The sequence below is a fragment of the Sediminicola arcticus genome (assembly GCF_040566695.1).
GTDB lineage: Bacteria > Bacteroidota > Bacteroidia > Flavobacteriales > Flavobacteriaceae > Sediminicola > Sediminicola arcticus.
The window spans coordinates 1-22,960 of the sequence record NZ_JBEXAE010000010.1; the positions used below are offsets into that span (position 1 = coordinate 1).

The 22,960-nt window shown below is 38.1% G+C and carries 15 protein-coding genes; 1 reads left to right on the forward strand and 14 read right to left on the reverse strand.

Annotated elements, in window-relative coordinates:
* Positions 1-56: 56 nt before the first annotated feature.
* The 9 genes from ABXZ36_RS15030 to ABXZ36_RS15070 all read right to left on the reverse strand — a co-directional run bounded on the left by ABXZ36_RS15030 (position 57) and on the right by ABXZ36_RS15070 (position 13,348).
* Positions 57-1,199 carry a saccharopine dehydrogenase family protein gene (locus tag ABXZ36_RS15030; RefSeq protein WP_354616502.1) on the reverse strand — a complete coding sequence of 381 codons (1,143 nt, stop codon included), beginning with the start codon at positions 1,197-1,199 and terminating at the stop codon, positions 57-59.
* A 288-nt stretch (positions 1,200-1,487) separates the two neighbouring features.
* Complete coding sequence (locus ABXZ36_RS15035; protein WP_354616503.1) at positions 1,488-1,673, reverse strand: hypothetical protein; 186 nt, start codon at positions 1,671-1,673, stop codon at positions 1,488-1,490.
* Positions 1,674-1,758: 85 nt separating this feature from the next.
* The gene (locus ABXZ36_RS15040; protein WP_354616504.1) at positions 1,759-2,301 is read right to left on the reverse strand and encodes a mechanosensitive ion channel family protein; all 543 of its coding nucleotides are present in this window, start codon (positions 2,299-2,301) and stop codon (positions 1,759-1,761) included.
* A 233-nt stretch (positions 2,302-2,534) separates the two neighbouring features.
* Entirely contained in the window at positions 2,535-5,366 is a 2,832-nt protein-coding gene (locus ABXZ36_RS15045) for a M16 family metallopeptidase (RefSeq protein WP_354616505.1), read from the reverse strand.
* Positions 5,367-5,649: 283 nt separating this feature from the next.
* Entirely contained in the window at positions 5,650-7,272 is a 1,623-nt protein-coding gene (locus ABXZ36_RS15050) for a M1 family metallopeptidase (protein ID WP_354616506.1), read from the reverse strand.
* 99 nt (positions 7,273-7,371) lie between these two features.
* On the reverse strand, positions 7,372-8,706 hold the full coding sequence (locus tag ABXZ36_RS15055) for a M28 family peptidase (protein WP_354616507.1): 1,335 nt from the start codon (positions 8,704-8,706) through the stop codon (positions 7,372-7,374).
* Positions 8,707-8,766: 60 nt separating this feature from the next.
* Positions 8,767-9,930 (reverse strand): MFS transporter, encoded by a 1,164-nt coding sequence (locus ABXZ36_RS15060; RefSeq protein WP_354616508.1) that lies wholly within the window; start codon positions 9,928-9,930, stop codon positions 8,767-8,769.
* Between the two features lie 2 nt (positions 9,931-9,932).
* Positions 9,933-11,120: a nuclear transport factor 2 family protein gene (locus tag ABXZ36_RS15065; protein WP_354616509.1), complete on the reverse strand. Its 1,188-nt coding sequence runs from the start codon at positions 11,118-11,120 to the stop codon at positions 9,933-9,935.
* A gap of 20 nt (positions 11,121-11,140) precedes the next feature.
* On the reverse strand, positions 11,141-13,348 hold the full coding sequence (locus tag ABXZ36_RS15070; RefSeq protein ID WP_354616510.1) for a bifunctional alpha,alpha-trehalose-phosphate synthase (UDP-forming)/trehalose-phosphatase: 2,208 nt from the start codon (positions 13,346-13,348) through the stop codon (positions 11,141-11,143).
* 103 nt (positions 13,349-13,451) lie between these two features.
* Between ABXZ36_RS15070 and ABXZ36_RS15075 the strand changes: the two genes are divergently transcribed.
* The gene (locus ABXZ36_RS15075; protein ID WP_354616511.1) at positions 13,452-15,260 is read left to right on the forward strand and encodes a glycoside hydrolase family 15 protein; all 1,809 of its coding nucleotides are present in this window, start codon (positions 13,452-13,454) and stop codon (positions 15,258-15,260) included.
* Positions 15,261-15,350: 90 nt separating this feature from the next.
* Here ABXZ36_RS15075 and ABXZ36_RS15080 read toward each other — a convergent pair whose 3' ends face one another.
* From ABXZ36_RS15080 to ABXZ36_RS15100, 5 genes are all read right to left on the reverse strand, one after another.
* Positions 15,351-16,790, reverse strand: coding sequence for a pyridoxal phosphate-dependent decarboxylase family protein (locus ABXZ36_RS15080; RefSeq protein ID WP_354616512.1), 1,440 nt, complete (start codon positions 16,788-16,790; stop codon positions 15,351-15,353).
* Between the two features lie 112 nt (positions 16,791-16,902).
* Entirely contained in the window at positions 16,903-18,714 is a 1,812-nt protein-coding gene (locus ABXZ36_RS15085) for an acyl-CoA dehydrogenase FadE (protein WP_354616513.1), read from the reverse strand.
* Between the two features lie 69 nt (positions 18,715-18,783).
* Positions 18,784-19,974 (reverse strand): acetyl-CoA C-acyltransferase, encoded by a 1,191-nt coding sequence (locus tag ABXZ36_RS15090; RefSeq protein ID WP_354616514.1) that lies wholly within the window; start codon positions 19,972-19,974, stop codon positions 18,784-18,786.
* 72 nt (positions 19,975-20,046) lie between these two features.
* Entirely contained in the window at positions 20,047-22,452 is a 2,406-nt protein-coding gene (locus ABXZ36_RS15095; protein ID WP_354616515.1) for a 3-hydroxyacyl-CoA dehydrogenase/enoyl-CoA hydratase family protein, read from the reverse strand.
* A gap of 15 nt (positions 22,453-22,467) precedes the next feature.
* On the reverse strand, positions 22,468-22,917 hold the full coding sequence (locus tag ABXZ36_RS15100) for a MarR family winged helix-turn-helix transcriptional regulator (RefSeq protein WP_354616516.1): 450 nt from the start codon (positions 22,915-22,917) through the stop codon (positions 22,468-22,470).
* Positions 22,918-22,960: the final 43 nt, after the last annotated feature.

A 22,960-nucleotide genomic window follows, 5' to 3' on the forward strand; every position in this document is an offset into this window, starting at 1 on the left:
TTGACAGGGTTAAATTACAACTTAACTTGCTGTCCTAAAATTGGGGAGTATTATAATTATACCTTCCCGTAAACAGGGACTACAAAATTGCCATTTAAAAAGTATTCGGAAGGTAATTGACTTTGTAGTTTAATTCCTTTCTGTCTAGTCTCTAGCAGCCATTGGATGGATTGTAGTAAGGGTACTGCAGTAGTGGTCTGTATGGCCCTTAATTGATGACGGCCTACCTTTTGCGGAAGAATTATTTTTGTTACTTCACGTCTTCTTAAGATGCCTTTGGCGTCATTTCCTTGCACTGCGGCATAAAGTACTACTTGATCCTCTTCAACATTTGGAATGTTTGATGTCATTCTTTGTTGAAGATCAGCGATAGGATCTACTTTTGGATCCCTCTTCAATAACTGCTTCTCTACCCAACTATAATGGCCTGGGTGCCTTAAGGTTTTATAATCTAGGGATTTGACCTTCCCTTTTAATGCGTCGGGTAAATCTGCCGCGCCTCCAGAAGTGAGGTCTTCTTCAAAAGTTAAACCGTTTATAATAATACCAGCCCTTTCGGAGAGGGAGGGAAGGCTACCCTTTTTGAAATCACGAATTACAATGGTATCCTTTATATATTCTGTGGCCACACCAATTGGACTCCAAGTATATCCGTAATAGTAAGGAGCCACGGCATTGATAGTTAAAGCCCCTACTTTAAATTCTAAAGTATCTACCTCTTTAACGTTAAAATCTTTGCAAAATTCTTGGAATAGATAATTGGCCAAAACATTAATATATCCTGGTGCGAGTCCAGTCTGTAGCACAAAACCTGTAGTTGTATTCTGGGTTAATTTTATGATTTGATCGGTTTCGGCTACATATTCAGTCAGATTGCCATAATACAGACCAAAATCATTTGCAAATTGGGCCATTTTTGGGGCTAGGCTTCCAGGAAGACAATCTAGTAAAGCATCTCCCTTTTCAAATATCCCCTTCATTTCATCAGTAATTGTATTTGTATTCAAAAGAAAGGGAATGACCTTGCAGGTTTTTGTAGTGCCTTCTTGGATCCATTGAGATACTTTCTGAGCTTTTTTTAAGGTACGGTTGCCTATGTAAATAGTCGGGGTTACAGAACTCCATTCAGCCAAGATAAGGGCTGTAGCCTCGGCTATACCGCCTGCACCAGCAATAATAATGTTGTAGTGGGTTTTCATAATAGAAAGATTTACCAAAATACAGACTTCATCTTTTACCACCAAGACTCTTGAAAAACGATATCCAAGGTTGTTTAAATAAAATTATAGTAAGGGGAACAAGAAATCTTTTCCCTAAGGTAAACAATAATGTATTCACTAGATTCATTTACCAAGGAGCAAATAATGCTTTATAGTTAAATTTTAGTATTTGAGATGTATTCGAAATTACTTGGTTATACTAGCAGGAATGGAGGTCTGCGTTCCGTATAGTTTTAGCTCGTTGATATCTGTTGGCAGGCTAAATCCTTACTTGAGAAGTGCCTCTTTTACGTTAGTGATTACTTTGCCTTTAATCATTAACGCTTCCTTTCCATATTCAAAGGTGTTGATCCAAAAGTGCACTTTGAGGTTTACCGTACTTACAGCTAATGCATCGGTAATTACAAAATTAGAATGTGCCTCGTCCTCAAAAACGCCAATTGTATTCCTCACTACTTGTTTTATTAGGTTTTCTGCATCAACAATATTGTCTTCATAGGCTATGCCTACTAGAAAATCGAAGCGGAAAAATCCACCTTCAGTATAATTGAAAACTGGTTTTTTTTATGACATCGCTATTAGGAATGTACACATCTCGCCCATCAAATGTCCTTAGCTTGGTGTACCGGAATTCAATATTCTTTACCTTTCCAAAAATATCACCTATACTTACTGTTTCATTCACATTGAACGGTCTATTAAATGAAAGGATGATCCCGGAGATGAAATTTTCTCCAATATCCCTAAAAGCAAAACCTATAATTACTGCAGAGGCACCCGCAGCGGTAAAAATACCAGTGGCAATGCTTTGAAGCCCTGCCACTTCCAAGGCATACATAATAACCAAAGTATATAACACTAATTTGATTCTTTTGGCCAGGAAGTTGACCATGATGGGGTTATCTGACTTTTTGGAAATAACTTTGCGTGAAAGGTTCCCAATTTTTTTTGAGATGAAAACTCCTAATGCCACGATGAGAATAGCTAAAAGAATCCCAGGTATTTGCCTAATGAACATTGTCCAATTATCCTCTAAGGAAGACAAAAGTTTTTCTGAAATGTTTTGTACATATGGTATCATGTAATTTTGAATTGCGTTAACGGTTTCGGGTAATAACTAGAATGGTATTTAGCCAATTTTGCAATGGGGTTACCCCAATTACTAAGTGACTCTAAAATACCCATAAATATTCTAATTTGAAGGCTCTGCTATCCAATTTTCCCTTAAACACTATTTTCTATCACTCTAAACAAAAAATAAGCGGTAAGCTTCCAAAGAAGTTTACCGCCAATATTTAATAATTCGAGTTTATGCTATTGCTTATTTAAAAGAACCGGAGCACCAAATCCAAGCTGTTCCAATTTCTTTAATTGGGTTTTCGCATCACCCACGATCAGATAGATCATTTTGTTGGGATCTAAATAACTACTGGCCATATTTTTGATTTCTTCTACCGTAAAATCCTTTACAATTTTTTCGTTGAGTTTGGCATAATCAATAGGGTAGTTATAATTGCTGATGTCACTTAACATGCCAAGCTTGGATCTTAAGGTTTCAAAGGCCCTAGCGTTACTTTTTATCAAATAACTTTTGGTTACTTCCATGTCTTCGTCATTGAAATTCTTTCCATAATTGTTTAAAATCTCTTTTATTAAATCAACAGATTCAAAGGTTACATTAGAACGAACACCACTAGAGATCGTAAATGGGCCTTTGAAATTAGAGCCATTAAAACTAGAACGAATGCCATAGGTGTACCCTTTTCCTTCTCGTAGCTGTTGTGTTAATTGAGATGCAAATCCGCCCCCACCAAGACGATAATTCAAAACTTCAGCGGGATAAAAATCTTTATCCGTTGCTGCTAGGGCAGGATATCCAATGTTAATGACAGATTGTTTAGCTCCCGGGACATCATAGAAATATACCTTTGATTTTCCAGGTACTTGGGGAGCGGCTACCATGGGAAATTTAATTTCTTTGGACTCCCATGTGTCATTTATCCCTTCTAATGATTTTTTAACCGCGGTTGCTTGTACATCTCCCACGACATGAAAATTGGTGACAGAAGGGGAAATGTTTAAATTGTAGTATACTTTTAGGTCCTCCATAGTAATACGCTCCACTGATTCTTTGGTGCCTATATTATTGTGGGATAGGATGTGATCTTGTCCGTAAATTAACTTGGCAAATTCGTTGGAAGCTATATTATTAGGATTGGCTTTTTCTTGTTCTATTTGACTTAAAATACTTTGTTTTAACAAATCAAATTCTTTTTCGTCCCAGCGTGGTTCTAGAAGTATTTCCTGAATTAAATTAACTGTTTCTGCATAGTTCTTTGTAAGTGTATTTCCCGAAATAATGATAGACTGATCTGTAGCATAGGTATTTACGGAGGCTCCTAAACTTTCAATAGCATTTTCTAGTTCCTCTGGGGATTTGTTTTTAGTTCCTTTGGTCAATAATTGTGCGAGTACGTTTGAAACTCCAATTTTATTTGCATCTTCCAACAACATACCTCCTTTAATTTGCATTAGAAACTGTACTAAAGGCACTTCGCTATTTTCTATGCCATAGAGTTTTAGTCCTGAGGATAACGTTTCTTTCCATACGTTAGGGACTTTTACATCTGGACTGGCTCCATAAGGAGGTTCCTTGCTTCTATCGAAACTAGAAGGTGTTTTTTCATAGTCCGCAGCAATACTGGCATCAAAAGATTCCTCGGCTCCTTCAATAATTTTTTCCTCCGCAACTTCGGCCATAGTGGAACCTTCCAAGGCAAGATTTGCCATGCCTTTAGGGACAAAGCTAGTGGCCACGTAATGCTTCCCTTTTACATAGGTATTGTAGACCCTCATTACATCGGAAGTGGTCACCTCAAGGATATTTTTTATATCCTGGTTAATGAAGCCAGGGTCTCCAGCAAAGATTTCATATTGAGCCAATTGGAAGCCTTTACCAAGAACACTAGATAAACTGTTATAAAAATTGGTTTCTTGGCCGGCTTTAATACGATCCAAGTCTTTTTGGGAAATCCCTTTTTTTTCAAAATTAACAAACCCTTCGTTTATGGTATTATATACTTTTGTTAAATCTGTGTTCTCGAAGGCCGTGACCTGTAAAATATATTCTCCTGCAATTTCAGAGCTTCTTTGGTAAAGTTCTACTTCATCCGTTAGTTTCTGTTGTTCTACCAACGTTTTATAAAGAGGTGCTTTTTTACCTTGGGTAAGGTAATTGCCCAATACTTCTAAGGCATAAGCATCTGGATGGTATTCATAAACGGTAGGCCATGTTAGCGTTAATTGGGGAAGTCTAGCAAAATTGTCCTCGTAATAGCGCTTTTTCGTTTCAGTTAAGGTAACGGGCTTTTTTTCCATTTCGGGAATATCCTTCCCGCGCTTTATTTCACCAAAATATTTTTCGACCCATTCTTTTGCTTGCCCAGGATCAAAATCGCCTGCAATGGTAAGGGTTACGTTGTTGGGGACATACCATCGGTTATAAAATTCCTTGACATCTTTTAAGGTGGCATTTTGAAGATCTTCCAACGAGCCTATTACCTGCCAATTGTAGGGGTGGTCTTTGGGGTATAAATTTTTGCCGATGACATAGGAATTATGTCCGTAAGGCCTATTGTCGTAGCTTTGCCTTTTTTCATTTTTAACTACCTGCTTTTCTTTGGCAAGTACTGGTTCTGTCACAGTATTTATAAAAAACCCCAATTTGTCAGCTTCTGCCCATATCATTTTTTCAAGGGCATCTTTTGGTACCGTTTGGAAATAATTGGTGCGGTCCCTACTAGTGGAGCCATTTGCACCTGAGCCACCAATACGGGCACTCATTTTATCCAATCCCCCTTTTCCCAAGTTCTCAGATTCTAGAAATAACAAGTGTTCAAAGAGATGTGCAAATCCGGTACGACCTTCAATTTCCCGAGCCGAACCAACATGACTTGTTAATGCCACGGCTACAACTGGATCGGATTTATCTACATGAAAAATCACCTGTAAACCATTGTCCAAAGTGAACTTTTCAAATTCTACTTTAAAATTGTTGTTTTGGGCAATCGGCTCCTTGTTATCCTTACAAGAGATAATTACTGTGAAGAATAAGATATTTAAAAGAAAGAATTTAAAAGTTTTCATATGACATTTTAATTTTTTTAAAGAGCGGTTAATTTACTATTAATTATGATTTACTTGGATGTAGATTTATTATTATCTGCATAATAATAGCGGAAATATTCATTTTTTTGACGACCCATATTTTTATATAGGTGTAAAATATACAGTTTGTAGGTAGTTCCCTATAAGACAGCATTTGATATCAAGTATCTATTATATTTAAGCAGTATATGAAGAGTGTTTTTTCAAAGTTAATGATGTTATAATGAACTAGTTTAAGGTCAAATATTTTTTCTGAATTTCATTATATTTTAGAGGAATAAATGAAAAAATTAGCATCAGGCTTTATATTTATCACACTATTCTGAAGCGTTGTCGACTTCCATTCACTGGTAGGGAATATCCATAATTGCTGATCATCCAAATGCATAAGCACGGGCATGTCAAAATCTTCCACGATATTGGTATAGCGATAGCGAAGCTCATTTTTATACAATTTGTATTCCAGTATTGGAATTTTGGTCGTGCGCAGATATTGGTTAAAGTAAGCTGTAAGATCAATTCCTGTATGTTGGCTCAAATAATTCTCTACCTGTTGTGTGGTGACAGTTTGGTGATAAAACTCCTTATTGAGACCCCTTAATATTGCTCTCCATTTATCATCATTCTCTAAAAGCTGTCTTAAGGTGTGTAATACATTGGCTCCTTTATAATAGATGTCACCTCCTGTTTTATTAACATTATAGGGCCCTATTATGGGTTTATTGTTTTCAATATTTTTACGCGTGCCTATCACGTAAGAAGAAGAAGCTTCTTTCCCATAGTAAAAGTCCAAAAATAAATTTTCTGAATAAGCCGTAAAGCTTTCATGGAGCCACATATCCGCAGTGTCCCTGTCGGTGATATTATTGGCGAACCATTCGTGGCCCGATTCGTGGATGATGATAAAATCAAATTTTAGTCCCCAACCCGTACCTGAAAGATCACGTCCTAAATAGCCATTTTGAAACCCATTTCCATACGTTACAGAACTTTGGTGTTCCATCCCTAAATAAGGAACTTCAACTAGTTTATATCCGTCTTCGTAAAAAGGGTAGGGTCCAAACCAATGCTCAAAGGCCTTCATCATTTTAGGCGCATCTAAATATTGTGTTTTTGCGTTCACTAAATTATCCCGAAGCACATAGTAGTCCATGGTCAATGGACCTTTTTCACCTTCAAAGACCTCTCCAAAATGCACATAATCCCCAATGTTAACATTTACGCCATAATTGTTGATGGGGTTGTTTACATACCAATGATATGTATTGGTCTTTTCATGTGATTCTTTCTTCGATAGTCTACCATTGGAGACTTCCATGAGATTTTTGGGGACTTCCACGCTTATGGCCATACTATCTACCTCATCATACATATGGTCTTTATTGGGCCACCAAACACTTGCCCCAAGGCCTTGGCAAGAAGTGGCAACAAAATGCTTTCCATTCCTGTCCTTTTTCCAAGAGAATCCTCCGTCCCAAGGAGCATTTATAGCCTCTTTTGGGTGACCAGAATACGTTATCATGACCTCATTAATGGCTCCTCTTTTTTGTGGTTTCTGTAGGGAAACAAAATGCGCGTTGATATTGGAGGTGAACATAAGATCTTTACCATCTTGGGTAATTTTCTCAATTTTTAAAGGTGGCTGCAAGTCTACTTGAAGCACTTGCTTTTGCTCCAAAACAGTATAGCGTATGGTATTGGAACCAGAGATAAATTTATTGTCTGGGTCTACCTTGATATCCAAATGATAAAAGTTGAGGTCCCACCAAGCACGTTCGGGAGTTATGCTCCCTCTTAATGTATCCTGTTCCGTAAACGGCTCTTGGGCCGATACAAATCCAATAATTAAAATGGCAACCAATACGGTATATGTTGCTTTTTTCATGGGATATTGGGTTATAATAGGTAGCGTTTAGTTGAAGTTATCTAAAAAGGCTTATAGTTCTTTCCATAAGGATGTGAACAACTATGGGCCATAAATAAATTACTCTCTCAGGATGGCGTTTGGAAATACCACAACGCTTTCAAATCCGTCTTTTCCAACGGCAGAAACACCAAAGAAGAAATTATCAATCACAATACCTTCCAAGGTAAACTCAGTAACATCACCTACCAATCTGCTGTGGTCCCAAGTAGGTGAAGTGGTATCCCTCCAATAAATTTTGTAACCAATAGCACCTTCTACTTTACTCCATTCAAATTTTGCCGATGGTTCTACAATACCGCCTATTTTAACTTCTTTTGGGGCTGGTGGAGCCCAGGCCAGAGAAGCCATATTAATAGCATTTACAGCGGTTAATTTACGAGCATAATCAAAATTCACGTGTTTTAATACATCACCATAGGCAATACCATCCTCCACACGTATGTCTTGATGTTGTTGGGTGTAATTTTCATGAGCTTCCATAATACGGATTCCTGCATAGCCTGCATCGTTAAATGGTCTATGATGTCCTCCACGTCCAAATCGGTCCAATCGATAAATCATCATAGGATTCATTTCTGGCATATAGGTTTTTACATTTTTGTGAACGTAACGAGCCAATTGTCTAGAAATTCCATCAACCTCACCCCCATAAAAGCGGCGCATATTTCGTTCTCTTTCAGTTTCTGTAGGAGGTACTGGCTCAGAAAATATTCGAAAATCGGTATTGCTGATAATTCCATCTACCCCTTTAATGTTTCCTATCATATCATTATTGAAGATACCAATGATGTCCCATCCTTTTTCTTTGGCACTTTTCACCAAACCTTGACCACCAAAAAGCCCTTGCTCTTCTCCGGAAAGTCCTAAATATATAATACTGTTCTCGAATCTGTATTTTGATAAAACACGAGCAGCCTCTATAGTACCTGCCATTCCGCTGGCATTGTCATTGGCTCCTGGAGATTCTGAAGTGAAATTGGCAGGATCACTTACTCTAGAATCAATATCCCCACTCATAATGATGTAGCGGTTAGGATATTTAGTTCCCCTCTGAATAGCCACCACGTTTACGACTTCTACGTCTTTAACAATTCTGGAATTCTCATCCTTTTTCACCAAATCTTTGTGATAGGAAACCTCCAAACAATCTCCGCATGTGGTTGAAATTTTTTCAAACTCACTTTTTATCCATCTTCTAGCAGCACCAATGCCCCTAGTTTTGGATATAGTATCACTTAAGGTATGTCTGGTTCCGAAATTTACTAGTGTAGTTACATCTTTCTGAATTCGTTCAGAGGATACAGCATTGATTATGTCATAAACACGTTGGTCTGTTTGTGCAAACAACACCGTAGTTAAAAGAATAAATACGGGGGTAAGTAGTTTTTTCATCATATAGTTTTTGTGGCGGTAATTTACGGCTATAGTGTCTTATAAAATCTTAAGAAATTGTTAAGAGGATTTTTTGAGTATACTTATTAATCCAAAGATAGGCCCAATTCCTAAAATGGTAAATATATAAGTGGGATCCATACGATCTACCAATACTGATAATACCTGTATACTCACAATACTGATAGAAAAACCGATACAGTTAACAAGGGTCAAGGCTGTGCCTTTTAATTGAGCCGGAGCAGAAGAAGCCACCATGGTAGAAAATTGAGGGGAATCGGATACTACGACCATGCCCCAGAAGGAAAATAAAAGTAAAAAGTAAGGGGATGGCAATTGAAATAGCAGAGGAGAAATAAAGCATAATGCACCGGAAATAACTAAAGACAAAACGGCTACTTTTTTACTGCCTTTTTTTAGGGAAATATATCCTCCAAGGATACAAGAAATAAAGCCTAAGGCAATTATTATAAAGACCCAAATGGAAACAGGAACATTGGTATTACTTACCGAATTGAACGTTCTAATTGCAAAAGGGAGGAATGCCCAAAAGGCATAAAGCTCCCACATATGACCAAAATAACCAAAGGCGGCTTTTTTAAAAGTCGGTATTTTAAAAAGCGTAATCCCCGCTTTGAGCTGTAAAAGAGTGCTGGGTCGTCTAAAGGGGCCATTGGGCACGAATAAATACATGGAAAATCCACCACAAATAGCTAAGCATGAGGTTATTATGATTACTGAAGTGTAATCGGTGCCCAGGGACATTCCTTTAATCGCGTGGGGAAAGGAAGTGCCCAATACCAAAGCACCAACAAGAAATCCCAGAGCTTTACCTAGTCCTTTTTCATAATAATCGGATGCAATTTTCATCCCTACCGGATAAATACCTGCCAAGAAAAAGCCAGTGGTAAATCTTGCAGATAGCAGCCTAAATTCTGTTAGGTGATCTAAAAGGAGTAGTGCATTGCAGGAGGCAGCCAGGATGGCACAACCTAAAAAGAGTTTGGAAGGCGAGAATCGATCAACGAGCATCAAGGCAGCGAATACTAAGGTGCCAGAAATAAATCCTAATTGCACGGAAGACAGCATTAGCCCTGTCAATCCTGGTTTAAGGTTATGGTATTCTGCTAAATCTCCTACTATGGCATTCCCTGCGAACCATAAAGAAGTGCAGGCAAACTGGGAAAAAATAATAACCGGAAGGATATGGGTTTTATTCTTCAAGGTTAAGGCTCTACATAATAGGTAAGACTAGCTATTTTTCCATTGACCACGGTATAAAAATATGTTGTTTCAACGGTCTCTTCATTTGCGATGATCAAGGCTTCATGGTATACTTTATTATCCAGCACCATTTTCTCTATGATGCTATAATTTAGATCAGGGGTGGCATCAAAATAAGAAGTAAATCCGTTTTTAATCATTTCTTTGCCTTCATATAGGAGGAGACCACCATAGCCATACACGTTGGCATCTTCGGAAAACGTATCTAAAAATCCATTAACATCCCTGGAATTAAAAGCTTCTATCAGTTTTTGCACGACTATTTCTGGGGAAATGTCAGCTACCATGGCCAGTTGTGTCCCATTGGAGTTGACCGCCAATCTTGAAATTATATTAATTTCAGTTCCCTCAAAAATGTGGACCAACTTCCAATCTTTGTCTTTTTTAGGATGGTAACTAAAAAGTTTATTTCCAAAGCCAGTAAATAAACTACCATCTGATAGCCAGCACACGTCATCTTTCATTAAATATGTGCGGATAATTTCTTTAGTTGCCCCAGTAATAGGATCTAAGGATTTAATGATTCCTAAAGGATCTTCCTTACTAATATAACTGATCAGATTGGTGTTTGGAATTCTTTGAAGCGATCTGCCTACGTTTTTTTGAACGGTATAATTTGAATTGTCCTTAAAATTGGTAACCAAAAGGTCCATTCCCTTCTCTGTGAGGACTGATGTTATTAGAATATGTGGATTGAACCAAAGATGGTACCCTACTTTCAAATCTTTTAAAAGAATTTCTGGCTCCGTTTTGGAAAGGGAGTATCGATATAATAATTGGGTGCCGTTTTTGTCTAATCGAATAGCCGAAATGTCATCTGTGCCTAGTATTCGAAACGGAGAATATTCACTTCCATTTTGGGTATCCGATAGCCAAGAACTTTTCCCATTCTTGATCTCGTATTTTTTTATATCTGTTTGTCCTTCTTTGGTAGAGGAAAACAATAGGTGTTCATTATCAAAAAATGAAGGCTGGTTGTCATACCCTTCATTATTTGAAATATTTATAGGGCTTAGAAAAACCACACTATCCCCAACTTTTTTAATATCCATGAGATAGACCTCGGGATTTGTTTGGCAGTATAGCGCCAAGGGCAAATAACAAAGCAGAATGGCCAGTAATTTTTTCATAGAATTTTGATTGTAGAAAACTATTTTATAAATCTACTCAAAAGATCCCTAACCTTTTTGGTGTTTTCAACGTAATATTTGGCTTGGGTCTTTTGCATTCCTACTTTAACAGTAACGGCATCATCGGGCAATTCTTCAAACATATACTCATCTGTCCAATCATCCCCAATGGCAAATACAAAATCATAATCATTGCCCGTAAGCATTTTTATAGCGGCACGGCCTTTGTTTACGCCACTGTTTTTTATTTCTAGCACTTTGTTTCCTGAAAGCACTGTGAGGTCGTCATTGGCTATGAGACTAGTCAAAACGGTCGTTAGTTCAGTGGCTCTCTTTTTTCCAAAATCAGGGTCCGTATTTCTATAGTGCCACGCCAAAGAATAGTTTTTTTCTTCAATAAAAGATCCTGGTGTCCTATCTACAAACGATTCCAATACGGGTCTTATCTTGGACATCCAATCGTTTTTTATCTTTTCCAATAGCGTAAAATCTTCTCCTTCTTTGGATAGCCAAACCCCATGCTCAGCAATCATATTGTATTTTTTGTGTAGGAACCATCGTTTGAAGGTGTCTGTATCCCGTCCGCTAATCAGATAAACATCCGTATTGTCTTGGGCATTTATATTGTCCAAGAGATCGTATAGATCTTCATCAGGACCTGCCTTTTGTGGATCTACGTGAAATCCGGACAGCGTACCATCGTAGTCAAAGAACAATAGTCTTCTTTTGGATGAGTGGTATTGATCTATAACCTTATCCAAGGTTTTTTTAGAAAGTAGTTTGGAGATAAATTTTTGGGTGGTTTCTCTTTGCTCCAAAAGGGATTTCATAAAATCGTTGGCCCATTTTTCCACATTATAGCGCTCCAATCGTTTTTGTAATATGCTATTTCTCGCTATTTGCTCTTCCTTGGGCATGTGAATTGCTTGGATGAGGGCATCGGATATTTGGTCAAAATTATTTGGATTGATGAGCAGCGATTCGTTCATTTCATTAGCAGAACCAGCCATTTCACTTAAAATAAGAACTCCTGTCTTATCAGTTCTAGTGGCAATATATTCTTTGGCTACCAAATTCATTCCATCCCGTATAGGTGTCAGTAGGGCTATATCGCTAGAGGTGTATAGATCAATTAAATTTTCAAAGGGCATGGACCTATAAAAGTACCAAATAGGGGTCCAGCTTACCGTAGCAAACTCCCCATTAATTCTCCCCACTAATTCATCAATCTCTTTCTTTAAAAGTTGGTATTGAGGCACATTGGATCTAGATGGTACGGCTAGGATAATTAGCCTTACCTTTTCTTTGTACTCGGGGTGTTTGTTGAGGAAATATTCAAAGGCATTTAGTCGTTTGGCGATCCCCTTGGAATAATCTAATCTATCTATGGATAGAATTAGTTTGGCATCGGGGGTCGACTCTTTGTGTATATTAAGTCTGCGCTGTAACTCGGATTGCTTGTCGGCAGTATTTTTCTCATGCTTGCTTGCCGCATCGCTAAACTTCTTATAATCGATACCCATAGGGAAGGAGTCCACTTTAATGACCCTCTCTTCAAGGTGTATTTCATTAAAACTTACCTCCAGACCCAAAAGTCTCCTAACGGAACTTAAAAAATGACGTTCATAGTCATAGGTATGGAAACCGATGAGGTCCGATCCCAGTAATCCCCTTAAAATTTCTTTCCGCCATGGCAACGTTCTAAATATTTCATATGAAGGAAAAGGAATATGTAAAAAGAAGCCTATGGAGGTATTAGGACGTTTTTCCTTGACCATTTCAGGCACTAACATCAATTGATAGTCATGAACCCAAATAACATCATCGTCATCGGCCTTTTCTAAAATAGCATTAGCAAATTTTTGGTTCACAGCCTTATACGTGTTCCAGCTGTCCGTTTCAAATTCTGCATATTCCAAAAAATAGTGAAATAAGGGCCATATGGTCCGGTTGCTAAAACCATAGTAAAAACCGTCAATTTCCTCACTCGTCAGGCTAACTTTAGAACAACCATTATCCTTAAGGGCCTTATCTATCTTAGGGTCCAATTCTTTAGGAATCTCTTCCTCTGTCAAACCACTCCAACCAATCCAAAGACTATCACTTCCGGAATGCACAGATTTCATTCCAGTTGCTAATCCACCTACACTTGGTATGGCAGTGATTTCATCATTATCAATTTGTAATTGAACAGGTAGTCTATTTGAGATTATGATAGTTTTGCCCATAAAATGAAATATTTTGGATTAAATAGCTCTATTTTTTCCTAAATTTCGACAAAACGAATACTAAAAGCAACTTTAAGGGTTGTAAATAATGCTTATTTAGGATATGGATAATTTAGACTATGGAATAATAGGAAATTGTAGAAGTGCTGCACTAATTTCCAAGAATGGCTCATTGGATTGGTGCTGTTTGCCAGAATTTGATTCTTCTTCTGTATTTGCCAAAATATTGGATGATGAAAAAGGAGGTAGTTTTGAAATATTGGTTACTGATGACTATTCTATTGCACAAGAATACGAGGAAAATACATGTATTTTAATCACTACTTTCTCTGATGGTCAAAATACTTTTGAAGTACATGATTTTATGCCTCGTTACTATAGTGAGGATGGCGGATGTCATACGCCGCCTGAGATTGTGAGATATATCAAATACATCAAAGGGTGTCCAAAATTTAAAGTGGTCTATAATCCTAAGTTAGAATATGCACTTGGTGAAACCATATGTTATATTAAGCCCAATTTTATAGCTAGCCTTACCCATGCAGTAAAATTTGATACGGTATTTCTTTATACATCCTTTGATAAAGAAAAGGTGGTTAATGGAGAAGAAATAGCACTTAATGAATCAGGATATTTCTTGTTGGGTTATAACGAAAAGATATTTTTGCCCGACACCAAGAAAATGTACCTTCTTCTTCAGCGTACCAAAGTATATTGGTTAAACTGGGTGGAACGCACGCCCACCTATAAGAAATTTAATGAACAGATCATTCGTAGCGCACTTACCTTAAAACTATTAACCTATGACAAGACTGGTGCCGTTTTGGCGGCCGCTACCACCTCTTTACCAGAAACTATAGGTGAAGTTCGCAATTGGGATTATCGTTTCTGTTGGATAAGAGATGCCTCCATGGTCATCAAGGTCGTTTCGGAACTTGGACATAAGAATATAGCCAAGAGATATTTACAGTTTATTATAGATATTATTCCTGATAAGGATGAAAAATTACAGATCATGTATGGCATCAATAAGGAGAAAAACCTGACTGAAGAAACCTTGGATCATTTGAGCGGCTATAAAGGATCCAAGCCAGTTCGGATTGGAAATGCAGCATACAAACAACGTCAAAATGATATTTATGGGATTTTGATGGATGTGATCTATGAACAGTTGGTGAAATTTGATACCGACATAGATAATGGAGAAGAACTATGGACTATCACCAAGGGAATCGTGTGGATCGTTAACAACCATTGGCAAGAACCAGACAAGGGAATTTGGGAGTTTCGTACAGAAGATCGACATTTTACATTTTCAAAAATATTGTGCTGGGTTGCTTTGGATAGGGCTATAAAGGTTGCCAAAATATTCGGAAAGAAACATAAGATTAAAAAATGGAAGGTATTGGAACAGGAGATCAAACAGGATATTTATGCCAATGCATGGAACGAAGAGAAACAATCATTTACCCAGTCCTATGGATCCCTAGATCTGGATGCTTCAGTCCTTCTAATGGAATCCTATGGATTTATTGAGGCAAGGGATCCAAAATTTATGAGTACGGTAAAAGCTATTGAGAAGGAATTGAGTAATGAAGGCTTAATGTACCGGTATAAAAACGAGGACGATTTTGGACTGCCATCTTCTTCATTTACAATCTGCACTTTTTGGTTTATCAATAGTTTGTTTAAGATAGGGGAGGAAGAAAAAGCAATTAAGCATTTTGAAAAATTATTGTCCTACAGCAACCATTTGGGACTTTTTAGTGAAGATATAGATTTTAAGACCAAACGCTTATTGGGTAATTTTCCTCAGGCTTATTCCCATTTGGCTTTGATAGAATGTGCTATTAATTTCTCCAAAAAAGATAGTGAGGCCAAGATTATGGAATCCTTCGGTAGCAAGGAATAGTATTGGGTAGACTTATTAATAATTAAGAAATTTCACTTTTTGAAGTAACTACATTTAAACCCCCATAACTTGGGGGTTTTCCCATTAATCCTAGGATTGTGTCAGAATAGGATGTACCAATGTTTTTATCTTGTTTAATAATGCTACTAAATGTTTTTCATTTGTGAAAGGATTCATTAGGGTTGTTCTTAAATAGTGGATGCCCCTTAATTTAGTCTGAACGATATAAAATTCACCATCTTCCAAGAGAGCTTGACGTACTTTCTCATTGATGCTGTTCAAAGTTTGGTTATCCAAAGCCTTGTTTACATATCTAAAACAAACAATATTGCTCATTGGTTCAACCGCTATGTCAAAGCTTTTGTCTTTTTTGATGATTGCGGCAAACTGATGCCCTAAATCGTACAAAGTGTTTACATAATCATCAAAAATGCCTGCTCCATAAATTTTTAATAGTGTAAACCAATGTAGGCTCATCATAGTCTTGGTGCATTCAAAAGTACGTTTTGCCAAATTGTACCAGTCTTCCTCAGCGGATTGTTCCAATAAGTAATCAGCTTTTTGGATAAAGGTGGCATGTGAGTTGGTCCCATCTTTGAAAAGTAGTGCAGTGGTTAATGCCGGCATCATCATCATCTTATGTCCGTCAATGACTACAGAATCTGCCATATCAATTCCCTTTACTAAATATTTATATGTTTTGGAAAATATAGAAGCTCCCCCATGGGCACCATCTACATGGAACCATAGGTTATGCTTATGGCTGAAATTCGCAATGGTTTCTAAGTCATCAAAAATACCTGTTGAGGTGGAGGGTGCACTGCCTATGATGGCGAACACTTTAATTCCATTTTCTTCTGCTTTTTGGTAATAGGACTCCAATTGTTTGGTATCCAAAGCAAAATCTTTAGTAGCTGGAATTTTTATGATTCCCTCTTCTCCTAACCCCATTATTCTAGCAGCTCTATCCACACAGTAATGAGCCTCTTCGCTTACTATAATGCCTAAACGTTCATTATTACCATCATTCCATACATTGTGTGATAGTTTGGCTTTACGGGCTGCGAGGAGGGCGGTAAGGTTCGCAAGGGTTCCTCCTGAGGTCAAAAATCCATTTGAATTGGAATCGTAACCTATTTTTTTACAAATAAAATCGGTTATTATCCTCTCCATGGCGGTTGGTGCCATCCCCATTTCATAAACGGCCATGCCATTGTTCAGTACCGAAGCAACCATGCCCGATAAGGCGGTAATGGGTAGGGTAGGAGCTACCTGATGCCCCATGTATTTAGGATGGTGAATGTGTATGGTATGATTTAGGACCTCTGGAAATAATTGCCTAGAATCTCCATTTTTTAAGTAGTCCATCCAAAATTCATGTTCGTCTTTTGGCGTATTCCATGATATGGTCTTTTCTGACTTTTCATGGATGGTGTTATCCAAATGATCTGCCAATTGGTCCACTAATTGATGCGCCATTGACCTAAATTCTTCTGGGTCATATGCTTTCTGTAATAGATCATTCTTCATTTTATAAAATTAGGCCGTTCCCAATACTAAAACAACCATTTTTACATAAAAAAAACCGCTCCTTTTGTAGAGCGGTTTTTGCAAGACCTTGTAGTCTAGATATCAATTGAAATTAGTCAAAAGTGTATCCATTAGCGGCTGCAACCTGATCAGCAATCTGGGTGCGTAAGGAAACCACGTTGGGTTGATTGGTATATTTGGTAAAACGTTTTAAGCCCATTAGCATCATGCGTTGTTCGTCACCTTCTGCAAAAGAAACGATAGCTTCTTTACCTTTTTGGATGATGATGTCTACTGCTGTGTATAGGTACAATTTGGACATTGCTATTTGGGTGGCTTGGGCATTTTCCCCAAAACGTTTTGCATTCTTTTCGGTTCTTAAAAGTGTTGATTCTGCCATATAGATCTCTATAAGTATATCTGAAGCTGACAGCATGATTTGTTGATGGTTTTCTAATTCTGGTCCATATTTCTGAACTGCGCCACCGGCAACCATCAAGAATACTTTTTTCAGTCTAGCTAACACATCTTTTTCCTCGGCGAATAGCTCGGAAAAATCAGGGGTTTCAAACGAAGGTATCCCCATGAGTTCTTCCCCTACTTTTGTAGCAGGGCCCAAAAGGTCAACTTGGCCTTTCATGGCTTTCTTAACTAACATTCCTACAGCCAACATACGGTTGATCTCGTTAGTTCCTTCGTATATTCGGGAAATACGGGCATCCCTCCATGCCGATTCCATAGGAGTATCTGCAGAGAATCCCATTCCCCCAAATATTTGTATCCCTTCATCTGCTGTATTTTGGACGTCTTCTGAAACTGCTACTTTAAGAATGGAACATTCAATGGCATATTCTTCAACCCCTTTTAATTCAGCTTCTTGGTGTGAAGTACCTTCAGCCTCTCTTATAGCAATTCGATCTTCGATATTTTTTGCTGCCCTGTAGCTAGCTGATTCGTCTGCATAGCAATTAGTGGCCATATTCGCTATTTTCGCTTTTATAGCCCCAAAATTGATGATTGGAGTGTTAAATTGGATACGTTCATTAGCATACTTAGTTGCCTCGCCAATCACTCTTCTTTGAGCATCTAAACAGGCAGCGGCTAGTTTTATACGCCCCACATTTAGGGCGTTCATTGCTATTTTGAACCCATTACCTCTCGTTGAAAGCAAGTTTTCGACGGGTACTTTAGTCTCATTGAAAAACACCTGACGGGTAGAAGAAGAATGTATCCCTAATTTCTTCTCTTCCTCCCCCATTGAAATACCATTACTTGGATCGTTTTCAACAATAAATCCAGTAATATTTTTATCATTCTCGATACGGGCAAAAACAATGAACATATTACAGAATCCAGCATTTGAGATCCACATTTTCTGACCTGTAATGCTATAGTGCTTTCCATCTTCGGACAAAACCGCTTTTGTCTTACCGGAATTGGCGTCTGAACCTGCTCCAGGCTCCGTAAGGCAATAGGCTCCAAACCATTCTCCTGAGGCTAATTTTGGAACATATTTTTGTTTTTGTTCCTCTGTTCCATATAAGGTAATTGGCATAGTTCCTATACCAGTATGGGCTCCAAATGCGGTACTAAAAGAACCAGAGGCTCCCGAAATATAATCGCAAACCAACATTGTGGAAACAAATCCCATTCCCATTCCGCCATAGGATTCTGGTACGGCAACGCTCAATAGGCCAAGTTCGCCTGCTTTTCGCATGCATTCCTCTGTAAAGGCATAATCTTTCTTTTCAAAACGCTCCCACTGTGTCCAAAGTTCTCTATCTACGAATTCCTTAGTGCTATCGCGCATCATCTTCTGTTCCTCAGACAAATCCTCTAGGGTAAAAATATCATCGCAGTTTGTTTCTTTTACTAGGAATTGTCCTCCTCGTAATATTTCTTTTTTTATGGTTTCTGTACTCATGTTATTATGTTTTAAGTAAAAAGTGTTAGCCAGATCTTGAATAGGATCTTCAGCTACTATTTTGTTTTTCTAATTCAAAAATTCAAAAATCCCTGCAGCGCCTTGCCCAGTTCCAACGCACATGGTTACCATACCATATTTTCCCTTCATGTTTCGCTTGCGCATTTCATCAAATAACTGTACAGAAAGCTTGGCACCTGTGCACCCTAATGGATGACCTAGTGCAATGGCTCCACCGTTTACATTTACGATGTCTTGATTAAGTTTTAATTCTCTAATGACTGCTAAAGATTGGGAAGCAAAAGCCTCGTTTAACTCTATCAACTCAATATCTTCTTGTTTTAAACCCGCTTGCTTAAGAGCTTTTGGAATTGCTTTTACCGGTCCTATTCCCATAATTCTAGGTTCTACTCCGGCAGCAGCGTAATTCACTAATCTGGCTATAGGTTCTAAATTAAGTTCTTTCACCATTTCCTCGCTCATGATAAGGACAAAGGCGGCACCATCGCTCATTTGGGAAGAGTTTCCAGCAGTTACCGAACCGTTGGCAGCAAAAACTGGCCTTAACTTACCTAAAACAGCCAAAGAAGTATCTGCCCTTGGGCCCTCATCCTTGGTTACTGTGTAGGAACTAGTTTCTTTTTTTCCATTTGCATTAACAAACGTATGCTCTATGTTAATAGGGACTATTTGTTCCTTGAAACGGTCTTCTGCTTGAGCCTTTAAGGCTTTCATGTGCGAATTGTAAGCGAACTGATCCTGATCCTCCCGGGACACTTTAAATTGTTCTGCTACAGCCTCTGCAGTAAGTCCCATACCCCAATAATAATCTTCGTGTCCTGCTTTGGCCACTGAATAATCTGGAGTAGGCTTGTAGCCGCCCATGGGAATGTAACTCATACTTTCTGCTCCACCTGCTATAATGCAGTCGGCCATTCCAGATTGTATTTTTGCTGTGGCAATACCGATGGTTTCTATTCCTGAAGCGCAATATCTATTTACAGTAACCCCTGGAACGTCATCTATGTTCAATCCCATAAGAGAAATTAGTCGGGCTACATTGAGACCTTGTTCGGCTTCAGGCATGGCGTTTCCAACGATTACGTCATCTATTCGTTTTTTATCTAGTTGAGGTACCTCTTTCATCATATGTTCGATGGTTTCCGCGGCCAATTCATCTGGTCTTTTGAATCGGAATACGCCTTTTGGTGCTTTCCCAACTGCTGTTCTGTAGGCTTTAACTATATATGCTGTTTTCATTTATTTTATTTTTTGAAGTTAATTTTAAAGTAAAGGTTACCCCCATGATACTTTATATCTCACTTCCCAGTGTTAGTTTCTAAGTGGTTTTCCAGTTTTTAACATGTGTTGGATTCGTTCTAAGGTTTTGCGCTCCGTGCACAGGGATAAGAAGGCTTCACGTTCCAAATCTAATAAGTATTGCTCACTCACCATAGTTGCTTCGGATAAGTCACCTCCCGCCATCACATAGGCCAATTTATTGGCAATTTTTCTATCGTGTTCAGAAATATAGTTACCAGCTTGCATAGCGTCTGTTCCCACTAAAAACATTCCTAAAGCTTGTTTACCCAATACCTTTACATCGGTGCGTTTTGGAGGTTGCGTATACCCAGTTTCCGCCATAAGTTTTGCATATGCTTTAGCAGTAGCAATTTGCCGGTCTTTATTTACCACAATTACATCTTTCCCTTTTTGAAGAATTCCCAAATCAAAGGCTTCGTAAGCTGAAGTAGAAACTTTTGCCATACCGATGGTCAAGAAATATTCTTGTAGAACATTTAATTCTACATCGTTTTTTCTGAAAATATCAGATGCTCTAAGGGCCATTTCTTTGGAACCACCACCACCAGGGATGACACCTACACCAAACTCAACCAATCCCATATACGTTTCAGCAGCGGCCACTACCATATCTGCGTGTAATGAAATTTCGCAGCCTCCTCCCAATGTCATACCGTGGGGTGCTGCTACCGTTGGGATAGATGAATAGCGCATACGCATCATGGTATCCTGGAACATTTTTATAGCCATGTTCAATTCATCATATTCTTGCTCTACGGCCATCATGAATATCATTCCGATATTTGCACCTACAGAAAAATTGGCGGCCTGATTTCCAACCACCAGACCCTGGAAATCTTTTTCAGCAAGATCGATGCCCTTATTAAGACCAGCCAAAACATCTCCTCCTATGGTATTCATCTTGGATTGGAATTCCACATTTAGAATACCATCTCCTATATCCTCTATTACTACCCCACTATTTTTAAATACTTCCTTGGTCTTACGAATGTTGTCCAATATGATAAAGGCATCTTGACCTGGAATCTTTTCAATAGCTTTTTTAGGAATGTCGTAGTAATAGGTAGATCCGTCTTTTACAGCGTAAAATGAAGTTGAGCCAGCAGCTATCATTTCATCAATCCATGCAGCAGGTTCTAAGCCTTCTGCTTTGATCATTTCTAATCCTTTTTCCAATCCTACTGCATCCCATATTTGGAAAGGACCGTGTTCCCAGCCAAAACCAGCCTTCATGGCATCATCAATTTTATAAAGCTCATCGGTGATCTCAGGAATTCTATGAGATACATAAGCAAATAAGGCAGCAAAAGTTTTTCTATAAAATTCACCTGCTTTATCCTTACCACCAACCAATACCTTGAACCTGTCCACAACCTTATCTACAGTCTTGGTTAATTCTAAGGTAGCGAAACTTGCCCTTTTATTAGCTCTATACTCTAAAGTGTTTAGGTCTAATGTCTTAATTTCACTAGATCCATCGGCGTTTCTTATCTTACTATAAAAACCTTGGCCAGTTTTGCTTCCCAACCAATTATTTTTCATCATAGTGTCTATGAAGTCAGGAAGTTTAAAAAGTTCCAAACGCTCATCTTTTTTGCAATTCTCGTAAATTCCATTGGACACATGTACTAAAGTGTCTAAACCAACAACGTCTACTGTTCGGAAGGTGGCAGATTTAGGTCGACCTATAACAGGACCGGTTAATTTATCAACTTCTTCTACGGTAAGGTCCATTTCCTTGACCATATGAAACAAACTCTGTATACTGAAAATACCAATTCTATTACCAATAAATGCAGGAGTATCCTTGGCAACCACCGATGTCTTTCCTAGGAATTTTTCTCCATACCCATTAAGGAAATCCAATACTTCTGGAGAAGTTTGTGGACCAGGAATAATTTCAAATAATTTTAAATATCGCGCAGGATTAAAAAAGTGGGTGCCACAGAAGTGTTTCTGGAAATCATCACTTCTTCCGTCACTCATAAATTTGATTGGAATTCCAGAGGTGTTGGAAGTAATCAACGTTCCAGGAGTTCTGTATTTTTCCAAATCCTCAAATACCTTCTTTTTGATATCCAGCCTTTCAACTACCACTTCAATAATCCAGTCTACTTGGCCTACCATAGCGATATCATCCTCAAGATTTCCTGTTTGGATTCGATTTGCGAAATCTTGGTGATAAATAGGAGATGGTTTTGACTTTAAAGAAGCCGTTAAAGAATCGTTCACGAGTCTATTGCGAACCATTTTGTCTTTTAAGCTTAATCCTTTAGCTTTTTCCTTATCGGTTAATTCTCTTGGTACAATATCCAATAACAATACTTGTACACCAATATTTGCAAAATGGCAAGCAATGCCGCTTCCCATTATACCCGAGCCAATTACCGCTATTTTTTTTATATGTTTGTTCATCAATAATTAGAATTATTAGGTTGTTGAATTTTTTATATAGATCTTTTTTTCGGCTATTAATTTGTTGATTTTTTCGGTTACCTCAAAAAAGTGTTGTAGTTTTTCGTTTGGGATATTAAGCTTTAAAACCTCATTAAAGCGCATGACTACCTCTTTAGATAATTTTCTTTTTTCTAAGCCCAAGGCGGTCAAGTGTATAAGAACTCCTCTCCCGTCATCTGGATTCGGTTTCCTTTCTATAAATCCTTTGTCTTCAATACTCTTTATTATTCTAGAAAGTGAGGTTGCTTCCATACCCATTTTAGGTCCCAAGGCAGTGGAAGGAGTCCCTGTTTTTGGATCTATGCTAAGCAGAGTAAAGCCTATAGCCATCGTAGTGTCATAGTTTTTGGCCTCTTCATTATACATTTTAGTGACTGCTTGCCAAGTAGCCCTTAGTGCATAATCAGCGGTAATATCCTTCATTTTCTTTTAAATAGATATCCAAATATAATAAAATTTATTATGC